Source organism: Streptomyces sp. NPDC008079, assembly GCF_042957385.1.
Taxonomy (GTDB): domain Bacteria; phylum Actinomycetota; class Actinomycetes; order Streptomycetales; family Streptomycetaceae; genus Actinacidiphila.
Window position 1 is genome coordinate 108,944 of sequence record NZ_JBIBIC010000011.1, and the last position, 21,587, is coordinate 130,530.

20 protein-coding genes are annotated in these 21,587 nt (G+C 72.0%); 7 read left to right on the top strand and 13 right to left on the bottom strand.

Features of this window, described 5'->3' with window-relative positions; genetic code table 11:
• Positions 1-26 precede the first annotated feature (26 nt).
• Positions 27-1,025, bottom strand: a complete 999-nt coding sequence (argF, locus tag ACFZAM_RS23100) for an ornithine carbamoyltransferase (protein WP_391048835.1) — start codon at positions 1,023-1,025, stop codon at positions 27-29.
• A gap of 175 nt (positions 1,026-1,200) precedes the next feature.
• Positions 1,201-2,424, bottom strand: a complete 1,224-nt coding sequence (locus ACFZAM_RS23105) for an arginine deiminase (RefSeq protein ID WP_355338574.1) — start codon at positions 2,422-2,424, stop codon at positions 1,201-1,203.
• A 178-nt stretch (positions 2,425-2,602) separates the two neighbouring features.
• On the opposite strand from ACFZAM_RS23105, the gene ACFZAM_RS23110 reads away from it, so the two are divergent.
• Together ACFZAM_RS23110 and ACFZAM_RS23115 are read left to right on the top strand one after the other, a co-directional pair.
• Positions 2,603-3,640 (top strand): SPFH domain-containing protein, encoded by a 1,038-nt coding sequence (locus ACFZAM_RS23110; protein ID WP_355338571.1) that lies wholly within the window; start codon positions 2,603-2,605, stop codon positions 3,638-3,640.
• Positions 3,637-4,533: a hypothetical protein gene (locus tag ACFZAM_RS23115; protein WP_391048839.1), complete on the top strand. Its 897-nt coding sequence runs from the start codon at positions 3,637-3,639 to the stop codon at positions 4,531-4,533. Before ACFZAM_RS23110 ends, ACFZAM_RS23115 begins: the two co-directional genes overlap by 4 nt.
• Before the next feature lie 92 nt (positions 4,534-4,625).
• Here the strand turns inward: ACFZAM_RS23115 and ACFZAM_RS23120 are convergent, their stop codons facing one another.
• From ACFZAM_RS23120 to ACFZAM_RS23150, 7 genes are all read right to left on the bottom strand, one after another.
• On the bottom strand, positions 4,626-7,169 hold the full coding sequence (locus ACFZAM_RS23120) for a polynucleotide kinase-phosphatase (protein ID WP_391048840.1): 2,544 nt from the start codon (positions 7,167-7,169) through the stop codon (positions 4,626-4,628).
• Positions 7,166-8,746 carry a 3' terminal RNA ribose 2'-O-methyltransferase Hen1 gene (locus ACFZAM_RS23125; protein ID WP_391048843.1) on the bottom strand — a complete coding sequence of 527 codons (1,581 nt, stop codon included), beginning with the start codon at positions 8,744-8,746 and terminating at the stop codon, positions 7,166-7,168. The genes ACFZAM_RS23120 and ACFZAM_RS23125 overlap by 4 nt, the downstream gene beginning before the upstream one ends.
• A gap of 52 nt (positions 8,747-8,798) precedes the next feature.
• Positions 8,799-9,707: a homocysteine S-methyltransferase gene (mmuM, locus tag ACFZAM_RS23130; protein ID WP_391048846.1), complete on the bottom strand. Its 909-nt coding sequence runs from the start codon at positions 9,705-9,707 to the stop codon at positions 8,799-8,801.
• Between the two features lie 7 nt (positions 9,708-9,714).
• Positions 9,715-10,638 carry a TIGR03560 family F420-dependent LLM class oxidoreductase gene (locus ACFZAM_RS23135; protein ID WP_391048848.1) on the bottom strand — a complete coding sequence of 308 codons (924 nt, stop codon included), beginning with the start codon at positions 10,636-10,638 and terminating at the stop codon, positions 9,715-9,717.
• 33 nt (positions 10,639-10,671) lie between these two features.
• Positions 10,672-11,076, bottom strand: coding sequence for a DUF6099 family protein (locus ACFZAM_RS23140; protein ID WP_391048850.1), 405 nt, complete (start codon positions 11,074-11,076; stop codon positions 10,672-10,674).
• A gap of 123 nt (positions 11,077-11,199) precedes the next feature.
• A complete protein-coding gene (locus tag ACFZAM_RS23145) occupies positions 11,200-11,550 on the bottom strand; it encodes a MazG-like family protein (protein WP_391048853.1) in 351 nt (116 codons plus the stop codon).
• Positions 11,547-12,842, bottom strand: coding sequence for an ATP-binding protein (locus tag ACFZAM_RS23150; protein WP_355338550.1), 1,296 nt, complete (start codon positions 12,840-12,842; stop codon positions 11,547-11,549). Before ACFZAM_RS23150 ends, ACFZAM_RS23145 begins: the two co-directional genes overlap by 4 nt.
• Before the next feature lie 158 nt (positions 12,843-13,000).
• Between ACFZAM_RS23150 and ACFZAM_RS23155 the strand changes: the two genes are divergently transcribed.
• Positions 13,001-13,630 carry a DUF1697 domain-containing protein gene (locus ACFZAM_RS23155; RefSeq protein WP_391048857.1) on the top strand — a complete coding sequence of 210 codons (630 nt, stop codon included), beginning with the start codon at positions 13,001-13,003 and terminating at the stop codon, positions 13,628-13,630.
• A 9-nt stretch (positions 13,631-13,639) separates the two neighbouring features.
• Positions 13,640-14,458, top strand: a complete 819-nt coding sequence (locus ACFZAM_RS23160; protein ID WP_355338545.1) for a DUF2785 domain-containing protein — start codon at positions 13,640-13,642, stop codon at positions 14,456-14,458.
• Here the strand turns inward: ACFZAM_RS23160 and ACFZAM_RS23165 are convergent.
• The 4 genes from ACFZAM_RS23165 to ACFZAM_RS23180 all read right to left on the bottom strand — a co-directional run bounded on the left by ACFZAM_RS23165 (position 14,443) and on the right by ACFZAM_RS23180 (position 18,101).
• Positions 14,443-15,537 carry a mannonate dehydratase gene (locus ACFZAM_RS23165; protein ID WP_355338542.1) on the bottom strand — a complete coding sequence of 365 codons (1,095 nt, stop codon included), beginning with the start codon at positions 15,535-15,537 and terminating at the stop codon, positions 14,443-14,445. The genes ACFZAM_RS23160 and ACFZAM_RS23165 overlap by 16 nt on opposite strands.
• Positions 15,534-16,385 (bottom strand): fumarylacetoacetate hydrolase family protein, encoded by an 852-nt coding sequence (locus ACFZAM_RS23170; RefSeq protein ID WP_391048860.1) that lies wholly within the window; start codon positions 16,383-16,385, stop codon positions 15,534-15,536. The genes ACFZAM_RS23165 and ACFZAM_RS23170 overlap by 4 nt, the downstream gene beginning before the upstream one ends.
• A gap of 26 nt (positions 16,386-16,411) precedes the next feature.
• Positions 16,412-17,146 carry an SDR family oxidoreductase gene (locus ACFZAM_RS23175; RefSeq protein WP_391048861.1) on the bottom strand — a complete coding sequence of 245 codons (735 nt, stop codon included), beginning with the start codon at positions 17,144-17,146 and terminating at the stop codon, positions 16,412-16,414.
• Between the two features lie 214 nt (positions 17,147-17,360).
• Positions 17,361-18,101 (bottom strand): GntR family transcriptional regulator, encoded by a 741-nt coding sequence (locus tag ACFZAM_RS23180; RefSeq protein WP_355338533.1) that lies wholly within the window; start codon positions 18,099-18,101, stop codon positions 17,361-17,363.
• Positions 18,102-18,284: 183 nt separating this feature from the next.
• Between ACFZAM_RS23180 and ACFZAM_RS23185 the strand changes: the two genes are divergently transcribed.
• The 3 genes from ACFZAM_RS23185 (at position 18,285) to ACFZAM_RS23195 (ending at position 21,579) form a co-directional block, all read left to right on the top strand.
• Positions 18,285-19,595, top strand: coding sequence for an extracellular solute-binding protein (locus ACFZAM_RS23185; RefSeq protein ID WP_391048864.1), 1,311 nt, complete (start codon positions 18,285-18,287; stop codon positions 19,593-19,595).
• A gap of 164 nt (positions 19,596-19,759) precedes the next feature.
• Entirely contained in the window at positions 19,760-20,653 is an 894-nt protein-coding gene (locus ACFZAM_RS23190; RefSeq protein WP_355338527.1) for a sugar ABC transporter permease, read from the top strand.
• Positions 20,653-21,579, top strand: coding sequence for a carbohydrate ABC transporter permease (locus ACFZAM_RS23195; RefSeq protein WP_355338524.1), 927 nt, complete (start codon positions 20,653-20,655; stop codon positions 21,577-21,579). Before ACFZAM_RS23190 ends, ACFZAM_RS23195 begins: the two co-directional genes overlap by 1 nt.
• Positions 21,580-21,587: the final 8 nt, after the last annotated feature.

Sequence of the window (21,587 nt, forward strand, 5' to 3'; positions counted from 1 at the left end):
GCCTCAGGACCGAGGCGGCACCGGGCTCAGGCCAGCGTCGCCACCAGGACCGCCTTGATGGTGTGCATACGGTTCTCCGCCTGGTCGAAGACGACCGACCGGTCGGATTCGAAGACCTCGTCGGTGACCTCCAGCGAGGTCAGCCCGGTGCGCTGGTGGATCTCGCGGCCGATCGCGGTGCCCAGGTCGTGGTACGCGGGCAGGCAGTGCATGAAGCGCACGTCCGGGTTGCCGGTGGCGGCGAGCACGTCGGCGGTGACGGCGTACGGCGCGAGCAGCGCGATCCGCTCGTCCCAGACCTCCTTCGGCTCGCCCATCGACACCCACACGTCGGTGTGGACGAAGTCGGCGCCGCGCACGGCCTCGGTGACGTCCTCGGTGAGGGTGAGGCGGGCGCCGGAGACCTCGGCGAGGCGGCGGGCCTCGGCGACCACGGACTCCCGCGGCCACAGGGTGGCGGGCGCGGCGACACGTACGTCCATGCCCAGCAGCGCGCCCGTGACCAGCAGCGAATTGCCCATGTTGGAGCGGGCGTCGCCGAGGTAGGCGTATGCGATGCCGGTGAGCGGCTTCGCGCTGTGCTCGGTCATGGTGAGGACGTCGGCGAGCATCTGGGTGGGGTGCCAGTCGTCGGTGAGGCCGTTCCACACGGGGACGCCCGCGTGGGCGGCCAGCTCCTCGACGACGTCCTGGCCGCTGCCCCGGTACTCGATGCCGTCGAACATCCGGCCCAGCACGCGGGCGGTGTCCTTGACCGACTCCTTGTGTCCGATCTGCGAGCCGGACGGGTCGAGGTAGGTGGTGGACGCGCCCTGGTCGGCGGCGGCGACCTCGAAGGAGCACCGGGTACGGGTGGAGGTCTTCTCGAAGACCAGCGCGATGTTACGGCCGCGCAGCCGCTGCTCCTCCGTGCCCGCCTTCTTCGCCGCCTTCAGCTCCGCGGCCAGCTCCACCAGGTGGCGGAACTCCTCGGGCGTGAAGTCCAGCTCCTTGAGGAAGTGGCGGCCCTTGAGGTCGACGGCCATGCGGGGACTCCTAGGTCGGGGTGCGGGACGAACAAGACTGGAAGTCTATACGTAGATCGGCATTCTTATACAGACCCCTCCCGCGCCGCACACGCACCCCTCCGAGATCAGGCGTTCAGACCCCGCCCCGCCTCCGACCAGGCGTTCGGGCCGCCCCTCAGCTCCGGTCGGGCGTTCAGACCGCGTCCCGCTCGATCGGGCAGCTCATGCAGCGCGGGCCGCCCCGGCCCCGGCCCAGCTCGCTGCCCGGGATCTCGATCACCTCGACGCCGCGCTTGCGCAGAAACGTGTTGGTGGTCGCGTTGCGCTCGTAGGCGACGACCACGCCCGGCTCCACGGCCAGGACGTTGCAGCCGTCGTCCCACTGCTCGCGCTCGGCGGCGTGCACGTCCTGCGTCGCGGTGAGCACGTCGATGGAGTCCAGGCCGAGGGCCGCCGCGATGGCCCGGTGCATGTGCTCGGGCGAGTGGTCGGTGACCTTGAGGTCGCCCGCGCCCGAGCCCGGCTCGATGGTGTACGAGGGCAGCATCCCCAGCCCCGCGTACTGCGTGAACGTGTCGCCGTCGACCATCGTCATCACCGTGTCGAGGTGCATGAAGGCCCGCCGCTTGGGCATGTCCAGGGCCACGATGGTCTGCGCGGAGCCGGCCTCGAACAGCCCCTGCGCCAGCATCTCCACGGCCTGCGGGGTGGTGCGCTCGCTCATCCCGATCAGCACGGCGCCGCTGCCGATGACCAGGACGTCGCCGCCCTCGATGGTGGACGGGTAGTCGGCCTGCCCCTCGGACCAGACGTGGAAGCCGCCGCCGGAGAACAGCGGATGGTGCCGGTAGATCGCCTCGAAGTGCACCGTCTCGCGCTGCCGGGCGGGCCACCGCATGGCGTTGATGCTGACGCCGTCGTAGACCCAGGCCGAGGTGTCGCGGGTGAAGATGTGGTTGGGCAGCGGGGCGAGCAGGAAGTCGTCCAGGTCCATGGCGTGGAAGCGGACGGAGACGGGTTCGGCGAAGCGCTCCAGGAATTCGCGCTTGGTCATGCCGCCGATCAGCGCCTCGGTCAGCTCCACGACGCCCAACCGGTCGAACGCCTCCCGCAGATGGGGCGTGGCCAGCGGTCCGTACTCCTTGGCGTCGAAGACCCGGTCGAGGACCAGCTTCTTGGCCTCGGGCACCAGCATCGACTCGCGCAGCAGGTCGCCGAAGAGGTGGACCTCGACGCCCCGGTCGCGCAGCACGTCCGCGAAGCCGTCGTGCTCGGCGCGGGCCCTGCGCACCCACAGGACGTCGTCGAAGAGCAGCGCGTCCTTGTTGCTGGGGGTCAGGCGCTTCAGTTCGAGGTCGGGGCGGTGCAGTATGACGCGGCGCAGCCGCCCGGTCTCGGAGTCGACGTGGAATCCCATGCCTCCATCCTGACCACCGCGCCCGCGATTCACGCGCCCCGGCGGCAGGACGCGCCGCGCGCGCCCCGTCAGCCCGCGCCAGCGCACCCCGGCGGGTACGCCGAACTCCCCATCTCGTCCTCTTGACGATAAGAGGATCGCTCGATATCGTCGCACTGACGAGAAGGAGGGGCCCACCATGGCCGACATCACCAGGCGCTTCGGCTGGCGCCATCTGCGTTCGGCGCCCACCGCGCACATCTGCCACCACTCGCGCGGCGCGCTCGTGCACGACGGGCCCGGCCTCAGCTTCTGGTACCGGTCACTGACCGCGGCCCTCTCCGAAGTGCCGGTCGACGACCGCGAGTTGGCGATGTCCTTCCATGCCAGGACCTCCGACTTCCAGGACGTCAGCGTGCAGTCGACCGTGACGTACCGGATCAGCGCCCCGGCCACCGCAGCCGAGCGCCTGGACTTCTCCATCGACCCCGACACCGGGATCTGGCGCGGCGCCCCGCTGGAACAGCTCGCCACCCTGCTCACCGAGACCGCCCAGCAGCACGCGCTCGACGTCCTGGCCCGTACCGCGCTGGCGTCCGCGCTGGTCGATGGCGTGGCGGCGGTACGGCAGCGGATCGCCGACGGGCTCGCCGACGAGCCGCGACTGGCCACCACCGGCATCGAGGTCGTCGCCGTACGCGTGGTGGCGATCCGGCCGGAGCCCGAGGTGGAGCGCGCGCTGCGGACGCCCGCGCGCGAGCAGATCCAGCAGGAGGCGGACCGGGCCACGTACGAGCGGCGGGCCGTCGCCGTCGAGCGCGAACGGGCCATCGCCGAGAACGAGTTGGCCAGCCGGATCGAACTGGCCCGGCGCGAGGAGCAGTTGGTCGAGCAGCACGGCACGAACGCGCGCCGCGAGGCGGAGGAGAACGCGGCGGCCGACGCCGTGCGCGCCGAGGCCGAGGCCGCCCGGCTCGTCCGCCTCGCCCGCGCGAAGGCCGAGGCGGCGCGCGAGGCGGGTACGGCGCGCGCCGAGGCACAGGCCGGGTGGCTGCGGGTGCACGGCGACGTGGATCCGGCGACGCTGCACGCGCTGGCGCTCAACCGGGTCGCGGAGAATCTGCCGCGGATCGACAGCCTCACGCTCACCCCCGACATGCTCACCGGCCTGGTGGAACGGCTCGGGCGCCCCAGCGGCGGCGGCGCGGTCCCGGGCTCCGGTGGTGAGCGGCGGTGAGCCTCGCCCCGCGCGCGGTGCTGGTGCACCGGGTCAGCGAGTACGAGGAGTTACTGGCCCGGCACGGCACCCACGGCCAGGCGGCGTTCTTCCTCTCCTCGCGCGGCCGGAGCATCCAGGAGGTGCGCGAACGCCATCAGCGCGGGCGGGCCGCGCTCGCCGAGGTGGCCGCGGCGGTGCCGTTGCGGTGGCGGCAGGCGCGGGTGGAGCGGGCCGATCTGGACCGCTTCCTCTTCGCGCCGGAGGACGTGGTCGTGGTGATCGGCCAGGACGGGCTGGTCGCCAACGCCGCCAAGTACCTGTCGGGGCAGCCGGTGGTGGGGATCGACACCGACCCCGGCCGTAATCCGGGCGTGCTCGTCCGGCACCGGGCGGGCGACGCGGGCAAGCTGCTCGACTCCGCCGCGCGCGGCGGCCGGGCCGACGAACTGACCATGGTGGAGGCCGTCGCCGACGACACACAGCGGCTGCTGGCGCTCAACGAGATCTACCTCGGACCGCCGGGACACCAGACCGCCCGCTACCGGCTCGGTCCCGACGACGACGCCGCGCCCGCGGAAGCCCAGGCGTCATCGGGCGTTCTGGTGGGTACAGGCACGGGTGCCACGGGTTGGCTGCGGTCGCTGTGGCAGGAACGCGGCAGCGGCCTTCCGCTGCCGGGTCCCACGGAGCCGCGGCTGCTGTGGTTCGTCCGCGAGGCCTGGCCCTCCCCCGCGACCGGCACTTCGCAGGTCGCGGGCGTGCTGGCCGCGGCCGACCGGCTCCGGCTGACCGTCGAGTCCGACCGTCTGGTCGCCTTCGGCGACGGCATGGAGTCCGACGCGCTGGAGCTGACCTGGGGTCAGACCGTACGCCTCGGCCGGTCGGCGACGGCGCTGCGGCTGCTGGGGTAGGACCGGTTCGGCACACGGGGATCGAGCCCGGTCGGACCGCCCACCGGAGGGGTGTGGGCGGCCCGACCGTTCGACGGGCACAGCTCACGGCGTCACAGCCGGGGGTCGACCGGCTCCGACTCCAACGCCAGTACGGCGAAGACCGCCTCGTGGACGCGCCAGAGCGGTTCGCCGGCCGCCAGCCGGTCCAGCGCCTCCAGGCCGAGCGCGTACTCCCGCAGGGCGAGCGAGCGTTTGTGGCCGAGGAAACGGGACCGCAGCCGCTCCAGGTGCTCCGGACGGGTGTACTCGGGACCGTAGATGATCCGCAGATACTCCCGGCCGCGGCACTTGATGCCCGGCTGCACCAGCCGCCCCTTCTCGGTGCGGACCAGCGCGGCGAGCGGCTTGACGACCATGCCTTCGCCGCCCGCGCCGGTCAGTTCGAGCCACCAGCGCACTCCGGCCGCGACCGACTCCTCGTCCGTGGTGTCGACCAGCAGCCGCCCGGTGGTCCTGAGCAGCCCGGTGGGGTCGGCCTCGACCAGCCGGTCGATGAGCGCCAACTGCTCGTCGTGCGGGAGCGCGGCGAGGCTGCGGCCCTGGACGGCGAGGAGCTGGAACGGCGCCAGCCGTACGCCGTCGAGCCCGTCGGTGGTCCAGCAGTACCGGCGGTAGGCGTCGGTGAACGCCGCCGCGTCCGACGCCCGTTCGCGCTGTCTGCCCAGCAGGTCCGCGACGTCGGTGCCGCGAGCCGCCGCGGCTTCGAGCGCGCTCAGGGCGGCGGGGAAGACCGCGCCGCCCGCGGCGCCGACGGCCGCGTACTGCTTGCGCAGCAGGCCGGACGCCTTCAGCGACCAGGGCAGCAGCTCGGCGTCGAGCAGCAGCCAGTCCGTGGACAGCTCGTCCCACAGTCCGGCCGCCGTGACGGCCGCGCGCAGCCGGGCCAGCACCTCCTCGGTGACGGCCCCGTCGTCGAAGAACGGCCGCCCGGTACGGGTGTGCACCGCGCCGGTCGTGCCCTCGGGCGCGTCGAAGCGCTTCCGCGCGGCGGCCTCGTCACGGCAGACCAGGACGACCGCGCGGGAGCCCATGTGCTTCTCCTCGCAGACGACCTGGGCGACACCGCTCTCGCGGTAGTCGGCGAAGGCGTCCGCCGGGTGCTCCAGCCAGCCCTCCTGCCGCGAGGTCGCGCAGGGCGACATCGTCGGCGGCAGGTAGGCGAGCAGGCGCGGGTCGACGGCGAAGCGGCTCATCACCTCAAGGGCCGCCGCCGCGTTCTCCTCGCGGACGGCGAGCCGTCCCATCTGCCCGGTCTCCACGATCCGCCGCCCGGTGACGTCGGCGAGGTCGAGCGGGCGCCCGTCATGGCCACCGGGCGCCTCGACCACGAGCGGCTTGGCCGGCTCGTACCAGACCCGCTCGGCCGGTACGTCCACGATCTCGCGCTCGGGCCAGCGCAGCGCGGTCATCTTGCCGCCGAAGACCGCCCCGGTGTCGAGGCAGATGGTGTTGTTGATCCAGGACGTGTTCGGGACCGGGGTGTGGCCGTAGACCACGGCGGCGCGCCCGCGGTAGTCCTCGGCCCACGGGTAGCGCACGGGCAGGCCGAACTCGTCGGTCTCGCCGGTCGTGTCGCCGTACAGCGCGTGCGAGCGGACCCGGCCCGAGGTGCGGCCGTGGTACTTCTCGGGCAGACCCGCGTGGCAGACCACCAGCTTGCCGCCGTCCAGCACGTAGTGGCTGATCAGACCGTCGATGAAGGCCGCGACCCGCTTGCGGAACTCCGGGTCGCGGGCGTCCTCGCGCTCCAGCTGCTCGATGGTCTCGGCCAGTCCGTGGGTCTGCTGCACCTGGCGGCCCTTGAGGTAGCGGCCGAGCTTGTTCTCGTGGTTGCCGGGCACGCACAGCGCGGTGCCCGCCTCGACCATGCCCATGACGCGGCGCAGCACACCGGGGCTGTCCGGGCCGCGGTCGACGAGGTCGCCGACGAAGACGGCGGTGCGCCCCTCGGGGTGCGTGCCGTCGGCGTAGCCCAACTCGGCCAGCAGCGTCTCCAGTTCGGAACTGCACCCGTGGATGTCGCCGATGATGTCGAACGGCCCGGTGAGGTGCGCCAGGTCGTTGTAACGGCGCTCGGTGACGATCTCGGCGGAGTCGATCTCCTCGGTGCCGCGCAGGACGTGCACCTTGCGGAAGCCCTCGCGCTCCAGGCCCCGCAGCGAGCGGCGCAGTTCGCGCTGGTGCCGCTGCACGACGTGGCGCGGCAGCGAGGCCCGGTCGGGGCGCTCGGCGTTGCGCGCGACGCAGACCTGCTCGGGTACGTCGAGGACGACGGCGATCGGCAGCACGTCGTACTCGCGGGCCAGCTTGATCAACTCCCTGCGGCTCTCCGCCTGCACGTTCGTGGCGTCCACGACGGTGCGGCGGCCCGCCGCGAGCCGCTTGCCCGCGATGTAGTGCAGGACGTCGAAGGCGTCGGCGCTGACGCTCTGGTCGTTCTCGTCGTCGCTGACCAGGCCGCGGCAGAAGTCGGAGGAGATGACCTCGGTGGGCTTGAAGTGCCGTGCGGCGAAGGTGGACTTGCCGGAGCCGGTGGCGCCGATCAGGACGACGAGGGACAGGTCGGTGACGGGCAGCGTGCGCGGTGCGGTCATGCCGCCGCCTCCTTGCCGGTGGTCGTGGTCGCGGTCGTGGTCGTGTTCGTGGAAGTGGTCGTGTTCGTGGAAGTGGTCGTGTTCGTGGAAGTGGTCGTGTGACGGGTGTCGGTCGTGGGCGCGGCGATCGTGAAGACCGCCATCTGGGTGGGCGGCCCGACCTCGGGGTCGTCGGGGCCGACGGGGGTGAAGGCGACGTCGTAGCCGTGCCGGGCGGCGACCGTCGTCGCCCAGCCGCGGAACTCCTCGCGGCTCCACTCGAAACGGTGGTCGGCGTGCCGGACATGGCCCGCGGGCAGCGACTCCCACCGCACGTTGTACTCGACGTTCGGCGTCGTCACGACCACGGTCCGCGGCCGGGCGGAGCCGAACACCGCGTACTCCAGGGCGGGCAGCCGCGGCAGGTCGAGGTGTTCGACGACCTCGCTGAGCACGGCCGCGTCGTAACCCTTGAGCCGCGCGTCGGTGTACGCCAACGAGCCCTGGAACAGCGTGACCCGCGCCGCCTGCCGTTCGCTCAACCGGTCCAGGCGCAGCCGCCGCGCCGCGCTGCCGAGCGCCCGCACCGATACGTCGACGCCGACGATCTCCGTGTACCGCACGTCCTTCAGCAGCGCGCCCACCAACTGGCCCTGCCCGCAGCCCAGGTCGAGCACGCGCGTGGCCCCGGCGTCGCGCAGCGCCCCGAGGATCGCCTCGCGCCGCTGAACGGCCAGCGGCGTCGGCCGCTCCTCCGCCTCCTCGCCGTCCGGGCCCACGGTGTCCTCGACCGCGTTGTCGATGGCCTCGACCTCGATGTCGTCGGCGTCCGCCAGCCGGGCCAGCTCAAGCCGCTCCATCGCCTGCCGGGTCAGCGCCCAGCGCCGCGCCAGATAGCGGCTGGTGATCAGCTTCTGCTCCGGGTGCTCCTCCAGCCACCCCTCGCCGAACCGCAGCAGCTTGTCCACCTCGTCCGCCGACACCCAGTAGTGCTTGGCGTCGTCGAGCACCGGCAGCAGCACATAGATCTGCCGCAGCGCGTCCGCCAACCGCAACTCCCCTTCGAGCACCAGCCGTACGTACCGCGAGTCGCCCCACTCGGGGAACCGCGTGTCCAGCGCCACCGGCTCGGCCTCCACCCGCCAGCCCAGCGGCTCGAACAGCCCGGCCACCAGCGCGGGGCCGCCGCGGGCGGGCAGCACCGGCACCTCGATCCGCAGCGGCAGCGGCGCCGCCGCCCGCTCCGGCATCGAGCGGCACTCGCCGCGCAGCGCGCTGGAGAAGACGGTACGCAGCGCCACCGCGAGCAGCGACGAGGCCGCGTAGGGCCGGTCGTTCACATACTGCGCGAGCGCGGAGTCGGGCGCGCCGCCCCGGCCTTTGCCCTTGCCCTTCCCCCGGCGCGCCAGCGCGGGCGGATCGATCTCCAACAGCAGCGCGGCGGTGGTCCGCTCGACCGACGCCTCGGGATAGAAGACGTGCGCGTTGCCGTAGGAGGTGGAGAAGGTCTGCGCCTTCTCCGGGTGCTTGTGCAGCAGAAACCCCAGGTCAGTAGCCGGGGCAGCCGCGGTGCCGGTGGTGGAGATCGTCAGGAACACCTCACCGAGTATTCTCTTCCGGCCGCCCCCCGACCAGGGGATTTTCCCGGCCCTAGCCGCCGCCCAGCACCTTCGACAGGGCGCTGATCCGGGCCGGGCCCACTCGGCAGCAGCCGCCGATCAGGCGGGCGCCCGACCGTTCCCAGGCGGTCACGCGGGCCGGGGAGAAGGTGGCGGCGCCGTCCCAGCGGCGGAGGCCGGCGTCCCAGTGCTCGCCGCTGTTGGGGTAGACGACGACGGGCTTGCCGGTGACCGTCGCCGCCGCCTCCACCGCATGGTCCGCGTCGGCGGGCGCGCAGCAGTTGACGCCCACCGCGATCACCTCGTCGCGGCCCGCGGCCACCGCGAAGGCGTCCGCCAGGGGCTGCCCGGCCCGGGTACGGTCGCCATCGACGGTGTAGGAGAGCCAGACCGGCACGCCGGTCCCCTCGGCCGCCCGCAGCATGGCCTCGGCCTCGTCGGTGTCCGGCACCGTCTCCAGGGCCAGGACGTCGGGACCGGCCGCCGCCAGGGTCTCGATCCGCGGCCGGTGGAAGCGCTCCAGCTCCCGCACGCTCAGCCCGTACCGCCCGCGGTACTCGCTGCCGTCCGCGAGCATCGCCCCGTACGGCCCGACCGACGCCGCCACCCGCACGTCGGTCCGGCCCGCGCCCGCCCGCCGGGCCAGCTCCACGCTGCGGGTCAGCAGCGCGGACGCCTCGGCCCGCCCGATGCCGCGCCGGGCGAACCCCTCGTAGGTGGCCTGGTAGCTGGAGGTGATCAGCACCCGGGCGCCCGCCCGCACATAGGCGGTGTGCGCGGCCTCGATCTGCTCCGAGGCGTCGGCGAGCAGCCGGGCGGACCAGAGCGGGTCCGACAGGTCGCAGCCCTGGTCGGCGAGTTGGTTGGACAGCCCGCCGTCCAGGACCAGTGCCCTCCCGGCGGCGGCCGGGAAGAGCGGTGCGGGCGGGGTCATGGACATCGCGGCCTCAGCCCACCTGGGTCCTGACCTGGGACGAGATCAGCTCCAGGTGGTCGAGGTCGGACAGGTCGAGAATCTGGAGGTAGAAGCGGGTGGAGCCCTGCTCCGCGAACTGCCCGATCCGGTCGACGACCTCGGCGGGCGTGCCCGCCAGCCCGTTCGCCTTCAGTTCGTCCACCTCCCGGCCGATCGCGGCGGCCCGGCGGGCCACCTCGGCGTCGTCCTTGCCGACACAGGCCACCAGGGCGTTGGAGTACACCAGGTCGTCGGGGCCGCGCCCGGCCGCCTCCGCCGCCGCGCGCACCCGGCCGATCTGGAGCCCGCTGTCCTCGACCGAGGCGAACGGGATGTTGAACTCGGTCGCGTAGCGCGCCGCCAGTTCCGGTGTCCGCTTGGCGCCCATGCCGCCGATCAGCACCGGGACCTTCGCCTGCGCGGGCTTGGGCAGCGCGGGCGAGTCCTTGAGCTGGTAGAACGTCCCGTCGTAGTCGAAGGTCTTGCCGACCGGGGTCTCCCACAGGCCGGTGACGATGGCCAGTTGCTCCTCAAGGCGGGCGAACTTCTCCTTCGGGAAGGGGATGCCGTACGCCGTGTGCTCCTCCTCGAACCAGCCCGCGCCGAGGCCGAACTCGACCCGTCCGCCCGACATCCGGTCCACCTGGGCGACCTGGATCGCCAGCACACCGGGGAGCCGGAAGGTGCCGGCCGTCATCAGGGTGCCGAGCCTGATCCGGCTGGTCTCGCGGGCGAGTCCGGCCAGGGTGATCCACGCGTCCGTGGGTCCCGGCAGTCCGGTCCCGTCGCCCATCTTCAGGTAATGGTCGGAGCGGAAGAAGGCGTCGAATTCCAGGTCTTCGGTCGCCTTCGCGACGGTGAGCAGGGTGTCGTACTCGGCACCTTGCTGGGGCTCGGTGAAGATTCGCAGATCCATTCCTCCATCCTGCCCCCATCACGGCGATCTCCGTCAACGGTCCACCTCCCGGGTCAGCGCGCGCACGCGGTCCTTGGCCTCGTCCACCGCGTCCAGTGCTTCGATGCAGTTCCAGTACGCCGCCTCGTCCTCCGCCGTGCAGGTGATGGCGACCAGCGACAGGCCGATCTCGCCGAGCAGCGTGCGCAGGGCCCGCAGCGTGCCGTGCGGGTCGCGCACCCCGGTCAGCCGTGCGGCCCGCGGCGGGTCGCCGCCTGACGCGCCCACCACCGGCCCCGGCCCGGCGCGGACCACCGGCCGCTCGTGATCGGCGGTGAGCAGCCGTCCCACGGCCTCGGTCAGCTCGAACGCCTGCCATGCCTCCGCGATGACGTCGTCCGGCTGCGGCGACCGGCTCATCACGCGCTCCGCCTGGGCCACCAGTCGCGCTGCGTCCATGTCCCGCACCCCCCTCTGTCCTGCGGCGATCCCTTCGCCGTTACTCAGAGTGACAGAGTTTCGCGGGTGCGGAAAGGCCCCTCGGGAGATCTGTGGACAACTCCGCGCCTGTGGAAAACCTCGTCACCCGGACGAGGGATCGGCCCGCGGGAACCGCAGCTCGTTGCGGTCGATCTTCGCCGCCAGCGCGGCCAGCACGTCGATGCCGAGCACTTCGCAGAATTGCAGCAGGTACGCCAGCACGTCCGCGACCTCGTCGCGGACCCGGTGCGCGGTCCCGTCGTCCGCCATCACCTCCGCCGCCTGTTCCGGGGTGAGCCACTGGAAGATCTCCAGCAGCTCCGCGGCCTCGACGCTCAGCGCGGCGGCGAGGTTCTTGGGCGTGTGGAACGGCTGCCAGTTCCGGGCCGCGGCGAAGGAGGCGAGGCGGTGCTGGAGCGCCGCGAGATCGGGTGCGTCGGTTTCTTCGGTCACCCCGACTGGTCTACCGCATCCTCGCGGCGGCGTGGCCTCGGGACCCCGAGCGCGGTGACCGAGACACCGCCGATCCCCTCCGCGAAGCTCGCGTCCTGGACGGTGCCCAGCAGCCGGATGTGCCCGCGTTCCGCGGCCGGGCCCGCCAGCCGCAGCAGTTCGCTCAGTTGACGACGGTCCAGTCCGTGGTCGAGGCCGTCGCCCAGCACGGTCAGCACCTGACTGGCGGGCAGCAGCTCCGTACTCGTGTCGACGTCCAGCACTCCGGGGCCGGTGAGCAGCACCAACGCCAGCGCGAGGAAGCGGAGTTCGCCGTCGCCGAGGCGGTCCACCGGGACCAGGCCGAGCGGGCCTCGGTCCACCGCGGCGATCACGGCGTCCACCGCACGCGCCGTTTCCGCCACCGACCCGCCGCCCGCGCGGGCGCCCTCCGCCGTACCGGCACCGGTACGCGGACCGGCGCACGTACGCCCGCCTGCGCCCGTGCTCGCGGCGGCGCCCGCCGCCAGCGCCGTGATCCCCTCCACCGGCGGACTGCACACCGCGCGCACCGCGTTGACCAGCGCCGCGTGCCGGGTGCCGCACTCGCCTTCCGTCCTGGCCAGGACGGCGGACAGATTGTCGCAGGAGGCGCGCAGCCGTCCGTCGCCGACCGGGACGGGGCCGCGCATCAGCTCGGGGCGCGGTGCGATCGGGAAGACCCCGCGCAGCGCCACGACGACCTGTTCCGCGGCGGCCAGCACCAGGCGCTGCCCGTCGGTGCGTCCGGCGACGCGCAGCGGCAACAGGGCCGTGGCGAGGCGGTCGTCGGGCAGCGGCGCGCGGGTGACGGCGACCAGGCCCGCGGTGTGCCAGGCGGCCTGCACCGTGGGGCGTTCCGGGTCGCGCAGCGCCGTCGTCAGCAGCGTCTCGCCCGCGCCGGTCAGCCGCTCGCCGACGATCCGCAGCGTGGGCTCCGCCTGGACGGCGACGTCGAGCCGCACGGGACCCACCGGGCCGGTGACCGTGCAGCCGATCCGGAAGCCGCGCCGTCCCTGCGGGTCGGGCTGCGCGTCCTGCGGTACGCACGCCGCCGCGCCACCGCGCACCACGGACTCGAAGACCTCGTCGAGCCCGTCCCCGCAGGCCAGCCGACCGAGCGCGGCCAGCGCCTCCAGCACGCTCGACTTGCCGGTGCCGCTGCCCCCGCACAGCAGGGTGAGCGGCCCGAGTCCGAACGACGCGCCCCGGTGCGATTTGAAGGCCGACAGCCGCAGTTCGGTGACGACGGGCCTGTCATGGATGCTGGTCATATGCGCGAACGTAACCAGGCCCCGGCCTGCCGAACCGTTCCAGCGACCGTACCGTCCTCCGAACGAGGGACATCGCGCATGATTCGCGCGACGCCGCGCTTGCCCCGGCACCACCCGGAATCGACCGATTGTCAGTGCCGGCCGCTAGCGTGGCGATCGTGACGACCAAGGCCACTGGCGCCGAAACCAACACCAAGACCAAGACCAGCACCCGCACTAGTAAGAGCACGACCCCGGATACGGACACGGATACCCGCTACGTCGCGCTGCTGCGCGGAATCAACGTCGGCGGCAAGAACAAGCTGCCCATGCGGACCCTGAGGGACCTGCTGGCCTCGATCGGCGCCGCCGACATCCGCACCCACCTCCAGAGCGGCAACGCCGTCTTCACCCACGCGCAGGCCGATCCGGGGCGGCTGGCGGCGGATTTGGAGCAGCGGATCAGCGACGAGTTGGGGCTGACCGTCGCCTGCCTGATCCGTACCGGCGCGGACCTCCGGCGGGTCGTGGACGCCAACCCGTTCCCGATGGACGGGGTGAATCCGTCGCGCTTCATGGTGACGTTCCTGTCGGGGCCCGTCCCCCTCGACAAGCTGGCGGCGATCGACGCGGCGGCGTACGCGCCGGACGAATTCCGTCCCGGACGGAGCGAGATCTACGGCCACTTCCCCGGCGGTGTGCACAATTCCAAGCTGGCCGCCCAGTTCTCCGACCGCCGCCTCGGCCTGACGGCGTCCACCCGCAACTGGAACACGGTCACCAAACTGGTGGCGATGAGCGAGGAATAGCCTGATGCCATGAACGCCGATCGTGTCGACTGGACGTCGGTCGCGGCCGACGGATTCCCCTTCCCCGAGGGCGTCCCCGCGCCACGGCTCGCCGCCGAGCTGTCCGTCATGCTGACGTCCCCGGACCCCGGGACACGCGACGACCACGCCTATACCGGCGCTGCCCGCTGGATCAGGGACGGGCGTCTCGACGCCGTCCTCGAAACGCTCGGGGACGACGCGGCCGGCCGTCTCACCCACCCGGAGGTTCAGGCCAGGGCCTTCGCACCGCTGATCATCTGCTCCGTGCTGACGCGGGGCGACGCCGTGCCCGGGCTCGTGCCGCGAGAGGCGGCGGAGCGCTGGTACGCGCGGTTCTCGGCCTGGTATCCGGCCGAGCGCGACACCCGCGGCTGGGACGACGCGCTGGGCTGGCTGCACGCCGTGGCACACGGCGCCGACGCCGCCGCCGCGTTCGCGAAGGCCCTGCCGGAGCGCCGCACCGGCCTGCTGGAGCTGTGCGCCCGCAGGATGACGGTCGAGCAGACCGACTACCGCTACGCGCAGTTGGAGGACGCGCGGCTGGCCCGCGCGCTCACCCGTATCCTCCAGGCCCCCGGACTGACCGTCGAGGAGGCCACCGACTGGCTGACCGTCGTTCACAAGGCCCTGGAGGGCGGCGGACCCGGCGCGGTCCCGGTCTGGGCGTTCAACACCTTCGCCACCCTCCAGTCGCTCCATCTGCATCTGATACGCGGCATCGCCGACGAGGGCGTCCCGCCGCACGCGCGGGAGGTCGCCGCACGCGTCGCCGACCTGCTGCGCCTGCCGTACTACTGGCTGGCCTGAGGCTGCCGGCCGACCGTCGCCGAGCGGCCGGCCCGCGGGCGGGCCTCCGGCTGGTCGAGCCCGAGGCCGTTGAGGACGCCTTGCAGGTAGCCGATCGCGTGGGCCCGGCCGCGACTGCAGTACGCCTCGGAGGAGATGTCGCCCCAGGTGTCGAGGTCGCCGATCATCGCCGGGACGTGGTCGTCGATGAGGAACCCGTCGAATCCGGAGTCCTCAAGACGGCGGATGACCCGCGCCGGGTTGAAGTTGCCCTCGCCGAGGAAGCACTCGCTGAAGCGGGGCACGGTGCCGCGGACGTCCCGGAAGTGGACGTAGAAGATGGACGGCCCCAGCAGGTCGATGACCTCGTTGACGCTCTCCTCGCCCGCCATCTCCGACACCGTGCCCAGGCAGAGGTTCAGGCCCCAGGACGGGCTGCCGCCCGCCTGGTCGCGGGCCCGTCCGATGGCGGCGGGCGAGGTGAAGATCCGGGCGATGCCGCCCAACGGCACGTCGACGGGCGGGTCGTCGGGGTGCAGGGCCAGCCGTACGCCGACCTCCTCGGCGACGGGCAGGACGGCGTCGAGGAAGTACTGGTGGTTGGCCCACATCCGGTCGGCCGTGGCCGGCTCGTCGACGGGGTGGTCGGGGGTGAGCCGGTATCCGGCGAGCGCGTTGCCGCGGGAGACGTCCGCCAGGTCGAAGGCGCTGACCTTGGCGCCGCCGCGGCCCGCCGCCGCCATGTCCGTGCGCCAGACGTACGTGGCGAGGAAGTTGTAGCCGAGCAGGTCGATGCCGACGGCGGCGAGGTTGCGGATGGTTCTGAGGTAGTTCTCGATCTGCTCGTCGCGGCCCGGCAGTCCGCGCTGGATCTTCCAGAAGTGCGCGAGCGGTACGTTCTCCAGGCCGTCGATCGCGAGGCCGTCGGCCTCGCAACGGTCCTTGAGGGCCCGCAGTTCGGACTCGCTCCAGAAGCCGTCCTCGCCGGGCAGCAGGTCGGGGGTGTGGAGCTGGACGCCGGTGAGGCCGAGTTGGCGCGCGAAGGTCGCCACCCGCGCGTCGTAGGTGTCGATGTGTCCGAGCGAGAGTCGTATGGTCATGCCCGGCCGACCCGCTGCCGCTGACGGCCCAGCCCGTCGATCTCCAGCTCCATGGTGTCGCCCTCCTTGAGGTAGGGGAAGCGGCCCGACAGCGCGACGCCTTCGGGCGTGCCGGTGTTGATGACGTCGCCCGGTTCGAGGACGGTGAACTGGCTCAGCTCGTGGATCAGCGTGGCGACGTCGAAGATCATGTCCTTGGTGCCGGACGCCTGGCGGGGTTCGCCGTTGACCCAGGAGCGCAGGGCAAGGGCCTGGGGGGACGTGATCTCGTCCGGGGTGACCAGCCAGGGACCCAGCGGGTTGAACGTCTCGCAGCTCTTGCCCTTCGACCACTGGCCGCCGCTGGTCTCCAGTTGCAGGGCCCGCTCGGACACGTCGTTGGAGATCGTGTAACCCGCCACGTGGGCCAGGGCGTCGGCGGGCGAGTCGAGGTAGCGGGCCCGGCGTCCGATGACGATCGCGAGCTCGACCTCCCAGTCCGTCTTGGCGGAGCCGCGCGGCAGCAGGACGTCGTCGTCCGGTCCCACGACGCAGTGCGGTGACTTGTAGAACACGACCGGCGCCCGGGGCGGTGCGGCGCCCGATTCCGCCGCGTGCGCCGCGTAGTTCATGCCGACGCAGAGCACGACGCCGGGGCGGGCGACGGGCGGGCCGACGCGCTGCCCGGTGACGTCGACGGCCGACAGGCCGCCCGCCTCGATCGCGTCGCGCAGCCGGTCGGGGCCGTCGCCCGCGAGGAAGGCGCCGTCGATGTCGTCGGTGAGCGCGGACAGGTCGAGGTGGCGGCCGTCGGGAAGCAGGGCGACGGGCCGTTCGGCCCCGGGTGGGCCGACACGCATGAGCTTCACGGTGATCCGTTCGGTGGTAGGGATGGTCAGCCGGCGAGCAGCCCGCCGTCGATGACCAGCTCGGTGCCGGTGATGAACGCGGCGGCGTCGGAGGCGAGGTAGAGGGCGGCGGCGGCGACCTCGGCCGGGGTGCCGAGGCGGCCCATCGGCTGCCGGGCGACGAGTTGGGCGCGGGCCTGCCCGGGGTCGTCGGCCGCGGCGAGCAGGCGGCCCACCCACGGGGAGTCGACGGTGCCGGGGCAGACGGAGTTGCAGCGCACGCCGGTGCCCGCGTACTGCACGGCGACCTGGCGGCTGTAGGCGATCACGGCGCCTTTGCTGGCGCAGTACGCGGCGCGGTCCTTCAGTCCGACGAGTCCGGCGGCGGAGGCGGTGTTGACGATGGCGCCGTCGCCCTGGGCGAGCATGTGCGGCAGGGCGAGTTTGGTGCCGAGGAACACCCCGCGGGTGTTGACCGCGAAGGTCGCGTCCCACTCCTCGACGCTGCACGCCAGGGTGTCGGTGCTGGAGGCCAGGCCCGCGTTGTTGCAGAGCACGTGCAGCGCGCCGGTCTCCGACACCGCCCGGGAGACGGCCGCGGCGAAGGAGTCGGGGTCGGTGACGTCGACGGTGAGCGGGATGCCGCCGTCGGGCACGTCGGCGGGGTCGAGGTCCGCCGCGTAGACGGTCGCCCCCTCCGCCACGAACTGGCGCGTCATCTCGCGGCCGATGCCGGAACCGGCGCCTGTGACGAGAACCGTCCGTCCGGCGAACCTGTTCACGTGGGGTTGTCCTTTCGTCGCGGTGATTCGGTGCACCTGGCTGTCGTGCGCGGTCGTGCGCGGTCGTGCACGTTATGGGGCGGTCGTACGACGCTGCCCCGCCCGGTCGTACGACGCTGCCGCGCGTGGTCGTACGACGCTGCCCCGCCCGGTCGTACGACGCTGCCGCGCGCGGTCATACGCCCCGCGCCCGGTCGTACGCCGCCGCGCGTGGTCACGCCGTGAAGTAGTGCGGATACTGCGCGCGCAGCCCTGGCACGCGTTCGAGCGCGCGTCTGGCGTGACGGCTGATCAGGGCGCGCCCGCCCGCGATGTCGCGGGACTCCAACGCGTCGACGATCAGCCGGTGTTCGTCGATCAGGTCACGCATCGTGGCGGTGTCGGGTTGGGCGAGCCGGCGCACTCTGTCGAGTTGCAGCTTCATCCGCTGGACGACCTGCCACGCGCCGGGGTGGCCGCTGAGGGTGAAGATCGCACTGTGCAGGGCCTCGTCGGCCTGGAAGAACGTGTCGTAGTCGGCGGTGCGGTAGGCGTGCTCCTGCTGTTCGAGCAGGTCGCGGAGGATGCCGACGTCCAGTGCCGGATTGCCGCAGGCCGCCTCGAAGGCCGAGACCTCCAGGCTCTCGCGGACGAAGCGCGCTTCCTCGACGTCGCGTAGCCGGATCAGCCCGACCTGCGTGCCGACCTGCGGCACGACGTGGACGAGGCCGGTGTCGGCGAGCCGGGCGATGGCCTCCCGGACGGGCGTACGGCTGACGTGCAGCCGTTCCGCGATGTCCGTCTCCGACAGGGAGGAGCCGGGGGCGAGCCGCAGTCTGCGGATCGCGGAGACCAACTCGTCGTAGACGTGGTCGGAGGCGCGGTTCCGCGTGCGGTCCCGGGTGATCGGCGACAGCCCTCCGGCGGGGCCGGGGGGTGCCTGCTCCTGGATGCGTGCTGGTCGGGGAGGATTCACGTCCGAATCCTTGCATGCCAGTATTCTTGTATGCAAGTATCCCGGTCGCCTACCCGGTGTCGTCCGCGGCGGTATGTCCGCTCCCCCATCGCCCCCTCATCGCCCCCGCCAACGCCCCCCATCACCACGGCACGAAGACACGAACCGCGCTGTACAGCAGCAAACCGAGAGGTCGCCATGATCATGCGCAGGGCAAGACTCACCACCGCCGCGGTCCTCGCCGCGCTCAGCCTCGCGCTGACCGGATGCGGCGGCGGCAACGGCAGCGGCAGCGGCAGCGGCAGCGCCAAGGCGGACACCGGCGGCCCGGCGGACATCACTTTCTGGGGCTGGGCCGCGGGCTACGAGAAGTCCGTCGCGCTCTGGAACAAGACGCACCCCGACGTCCACGTGAAGTACGAGGCCATCACCAACGGCGGCGCCGGCGGCTACGACAAGATGCTCACCGCCGCCAAGGCGGGCAAGGCGCCCTGTCTGGCCCAGGTCGGGTACGAGACGTTCTCCAGCTTCCTCGCGGCGGGCGTGCTCCAGGACGTCAGCACATACGTCAAGGACGGCAGGAGCGAGTTCCCCGACTGGGTGTGGGGCAACGTCGGCGTCGACGGCAAGGCGTACGGCGTACCGGTGGACACCGCGCCGATGGCGATGTTCTACCGGGCCGACCTGTTCAAGAAGGCGCACATCGCGCTGCCCAAGACCTGGGACGAGTTCACGGCCGCCGCCGCCGCGGTGAAGGCCGCGGACCCGGCGGCGCGGATCATGAACCTGCCCACCGACCCCTACCTCTACGCCGGGTTCGCGTGGCAGGGCGGCGCCCCCTGGTTCGGGGTGAAGAACGACGCGTGGTCCGTGTCGTTCGACAGCGCCGCCAACCGCAAGGTCGGCGACTACTGGCAGGGCCTGTACGACAAGGGGCTGCTCGCCTCGTACCCCGCCTTCGACGCGGCGCTGTACTCCGCGTGGAGCAAGGGGACGGTCTGGGCCGAGGTCGGTCCCGTCTGGTCGGCGTCCCTGATCCGGGACAACGCCTCGGGCTCCGCGGGCAAGTGGGCCGTCGCGCCGATGCCCCGATGGGCCGGTACGGACACGGTCGGGAACTCCGGCGGATCGGCCACGGCCGTGATGAAGGACTGCTCGCACCCGAAGGAGGCGACCGAATTCGCCACCTGGATGTCGACGGACAAGGAGTCGGTGTCGAACCTCATCGCCTCCGCGGCCATCCTGCCCGCGTCCAAATCCGGGCTCACCAACCCCGCGCTGGACGCCCCGCAGAGCTACTACGGCGGCCAGCCCGTCTACCAGTTGTTCCGCACCGAGTCGGCCAAGGTCAACTCCGGCTGGATGTGGGGGCCGATCATGTCGATCTCGGCCACGACGCTCGGTGACGGCCTCGGCAAGGTGCACACGAAGAAGGCCACGTACGAGAACGCGCTCGGCAACGCCCAGAAGGACACGCTCAAGGCGCTGAAGTCCCAGGGCTTCTCGGTCAATTAGCCGGGGCCAGGAAGAAGGGCCGCGCGGGGGCCGCGAATCCGCCGCCCCCGCCGCCGCCCTGCCCTGCCCTCGCCCCCGACTCGCCCTCGCCCTCGCCCTCGCCCTCACCCCGACAAGTCCCCCAGCACCCACGTTCCTTCAGAGAGAAGGTGACCGTGTCCTCCGTGACGACTCAACGGCGCCGACTACGCGAGCTCCGCCGGGCCGCGCCGTTCGTCCTGCCCTTCCTCCTGCTCTTCGTCGTCGTCTACCTGATCCCCACCGCGTACTCACTGGAGCAGAGCCTGTTCTCGGTGAAGCGCTCCGGCCTCGGGCTCGGCGGCTCGAAGACCGTCTTCGCGGGCTTCGACAACTACGTCGAGGTGTTCCACGACGCGGACTTCCTCGCCTCGCTGGGACGGGTGGCGTTCATCGGCGTGATCCAGGTGCCGGTGATGCTCGGCATCGCGCTCGTACTCGCCCTTCTCCTGGACTCCGCGGCGATCAAGGGCGGCCGGTTCTTCCGGCTCGCCTACTTCGTCCCGTACGGGCTGCCCGGTGTGATCGCGGGACTGGTCTGGTCGTTCCTGTACGCGCCGTCGCTGAGCCCGATCACCCGCGCGCTCGACTCGATCGGCGTCCACGCCAGCTTCGTCACCGACGCCGCGCTCCCGTTCTCGATCGCGAACATCCTCACCTGGGCGTGGACCGGCTACAACACGATCCTGCTGTACGCGGCGCTCCAGGCGATCCCCGAGGAGACCATGGAGGCCGCCGCGATGGACGGCTGCACGGGGTGGCGGGCCGCGTGGCTGATCAAGGTCCCGCAGATCCGCCCCGCCCTGCTGATGACCCTGGTCTTCTCGATCATCGGCACGTTCCAGCTCTACAACGAGCCCGCGACCATGAAGTCCGTGGCGCCGAACCTGTCCTCCACCTACACGCCGATCATGGCCACGCTGCGGTCGGTCTCCTCCAACAACTTCAACTACGCGGCCACGCAGTCGGTGGTGCTCGGTGCGCTGATCTGTGTGCTCTCCGTCGCCGTCTTCCGCGCGTCGGCCAAGAGGACCGACTGATGACCGCCACCGTGGAATCACCCGCGCCCGCCACGCCGGCTCCCCCGAAGCCGCGACCGGGGCCCAAGCGCGCCTCGGGAAGCCCGCTGACGACCGTGAACCCGGCCTCGCGGATGTTCGTGCTGGCCGTCATGGGCCTGTTCGCCCTCTACTTCCTGCTCCCGGTGTGGTGGCTGATCGTCTCCGCCACCAAGGGCAGCGGGGAGCTCTTCTCCGGCAACGGCTTCTGGTTCGGCGCGCACTTCGCCCTCTGGGACAACGTCCAGACGCTGTTCGAGGCCCAAGGCGGCATCTACTCCCGCTGGTTGCTGAACTCGCTGCTGTACGCGGTCGGCGGCGGCGTCGTCTCCACGCTGCTGGCCACGATGTGCGGTTACGCGCTGGCGAAGTTCCCCTTCCCCGGTCGTGAGGCGGTCTTCGGCACGGTGCTCGCCGCCGTCCTGCTGCCCGCCCCCGTACTCGCCGTCCCGCTGTATCTGCTCTTCAGCCACACCGGCGTGATCAACACCTTCTGGTCGGTGTTCATCCCCAGCATCGTCAGCCCCTTCGGCGTGTATCTGAGCCGGATCTACGCCGCGTCGTCGATCCCGGACGCGCTGATCGAGGCCGGACGGATCGACGGGGCGGGCGAGTTCCGCATCTTCGTGATGGGGATGCGGATCATGGCGCCCGCGATGGTGACGATCTTCCTGTTCCAGTTCGTCGCGATCTGGACGAACTTCCTGCTCCCCTCGCTCATGCTCGCCGACAGATCGCTCCAGCCCGTGACCGTGGGGCTCGTCGGCTGGCGTGAGATGCAGGGCTATCCGATCGGTTACGCGACCGTCGTCACGGGCGCGCTGCTATCGGTCGTGCCCGTCGTCGCCATGTTCGTGTCCTTGCAGTCCTTCTGGAGCAAGGGCCTGGTCGCGGGGTCGGTCAAGTAACCGGTCGG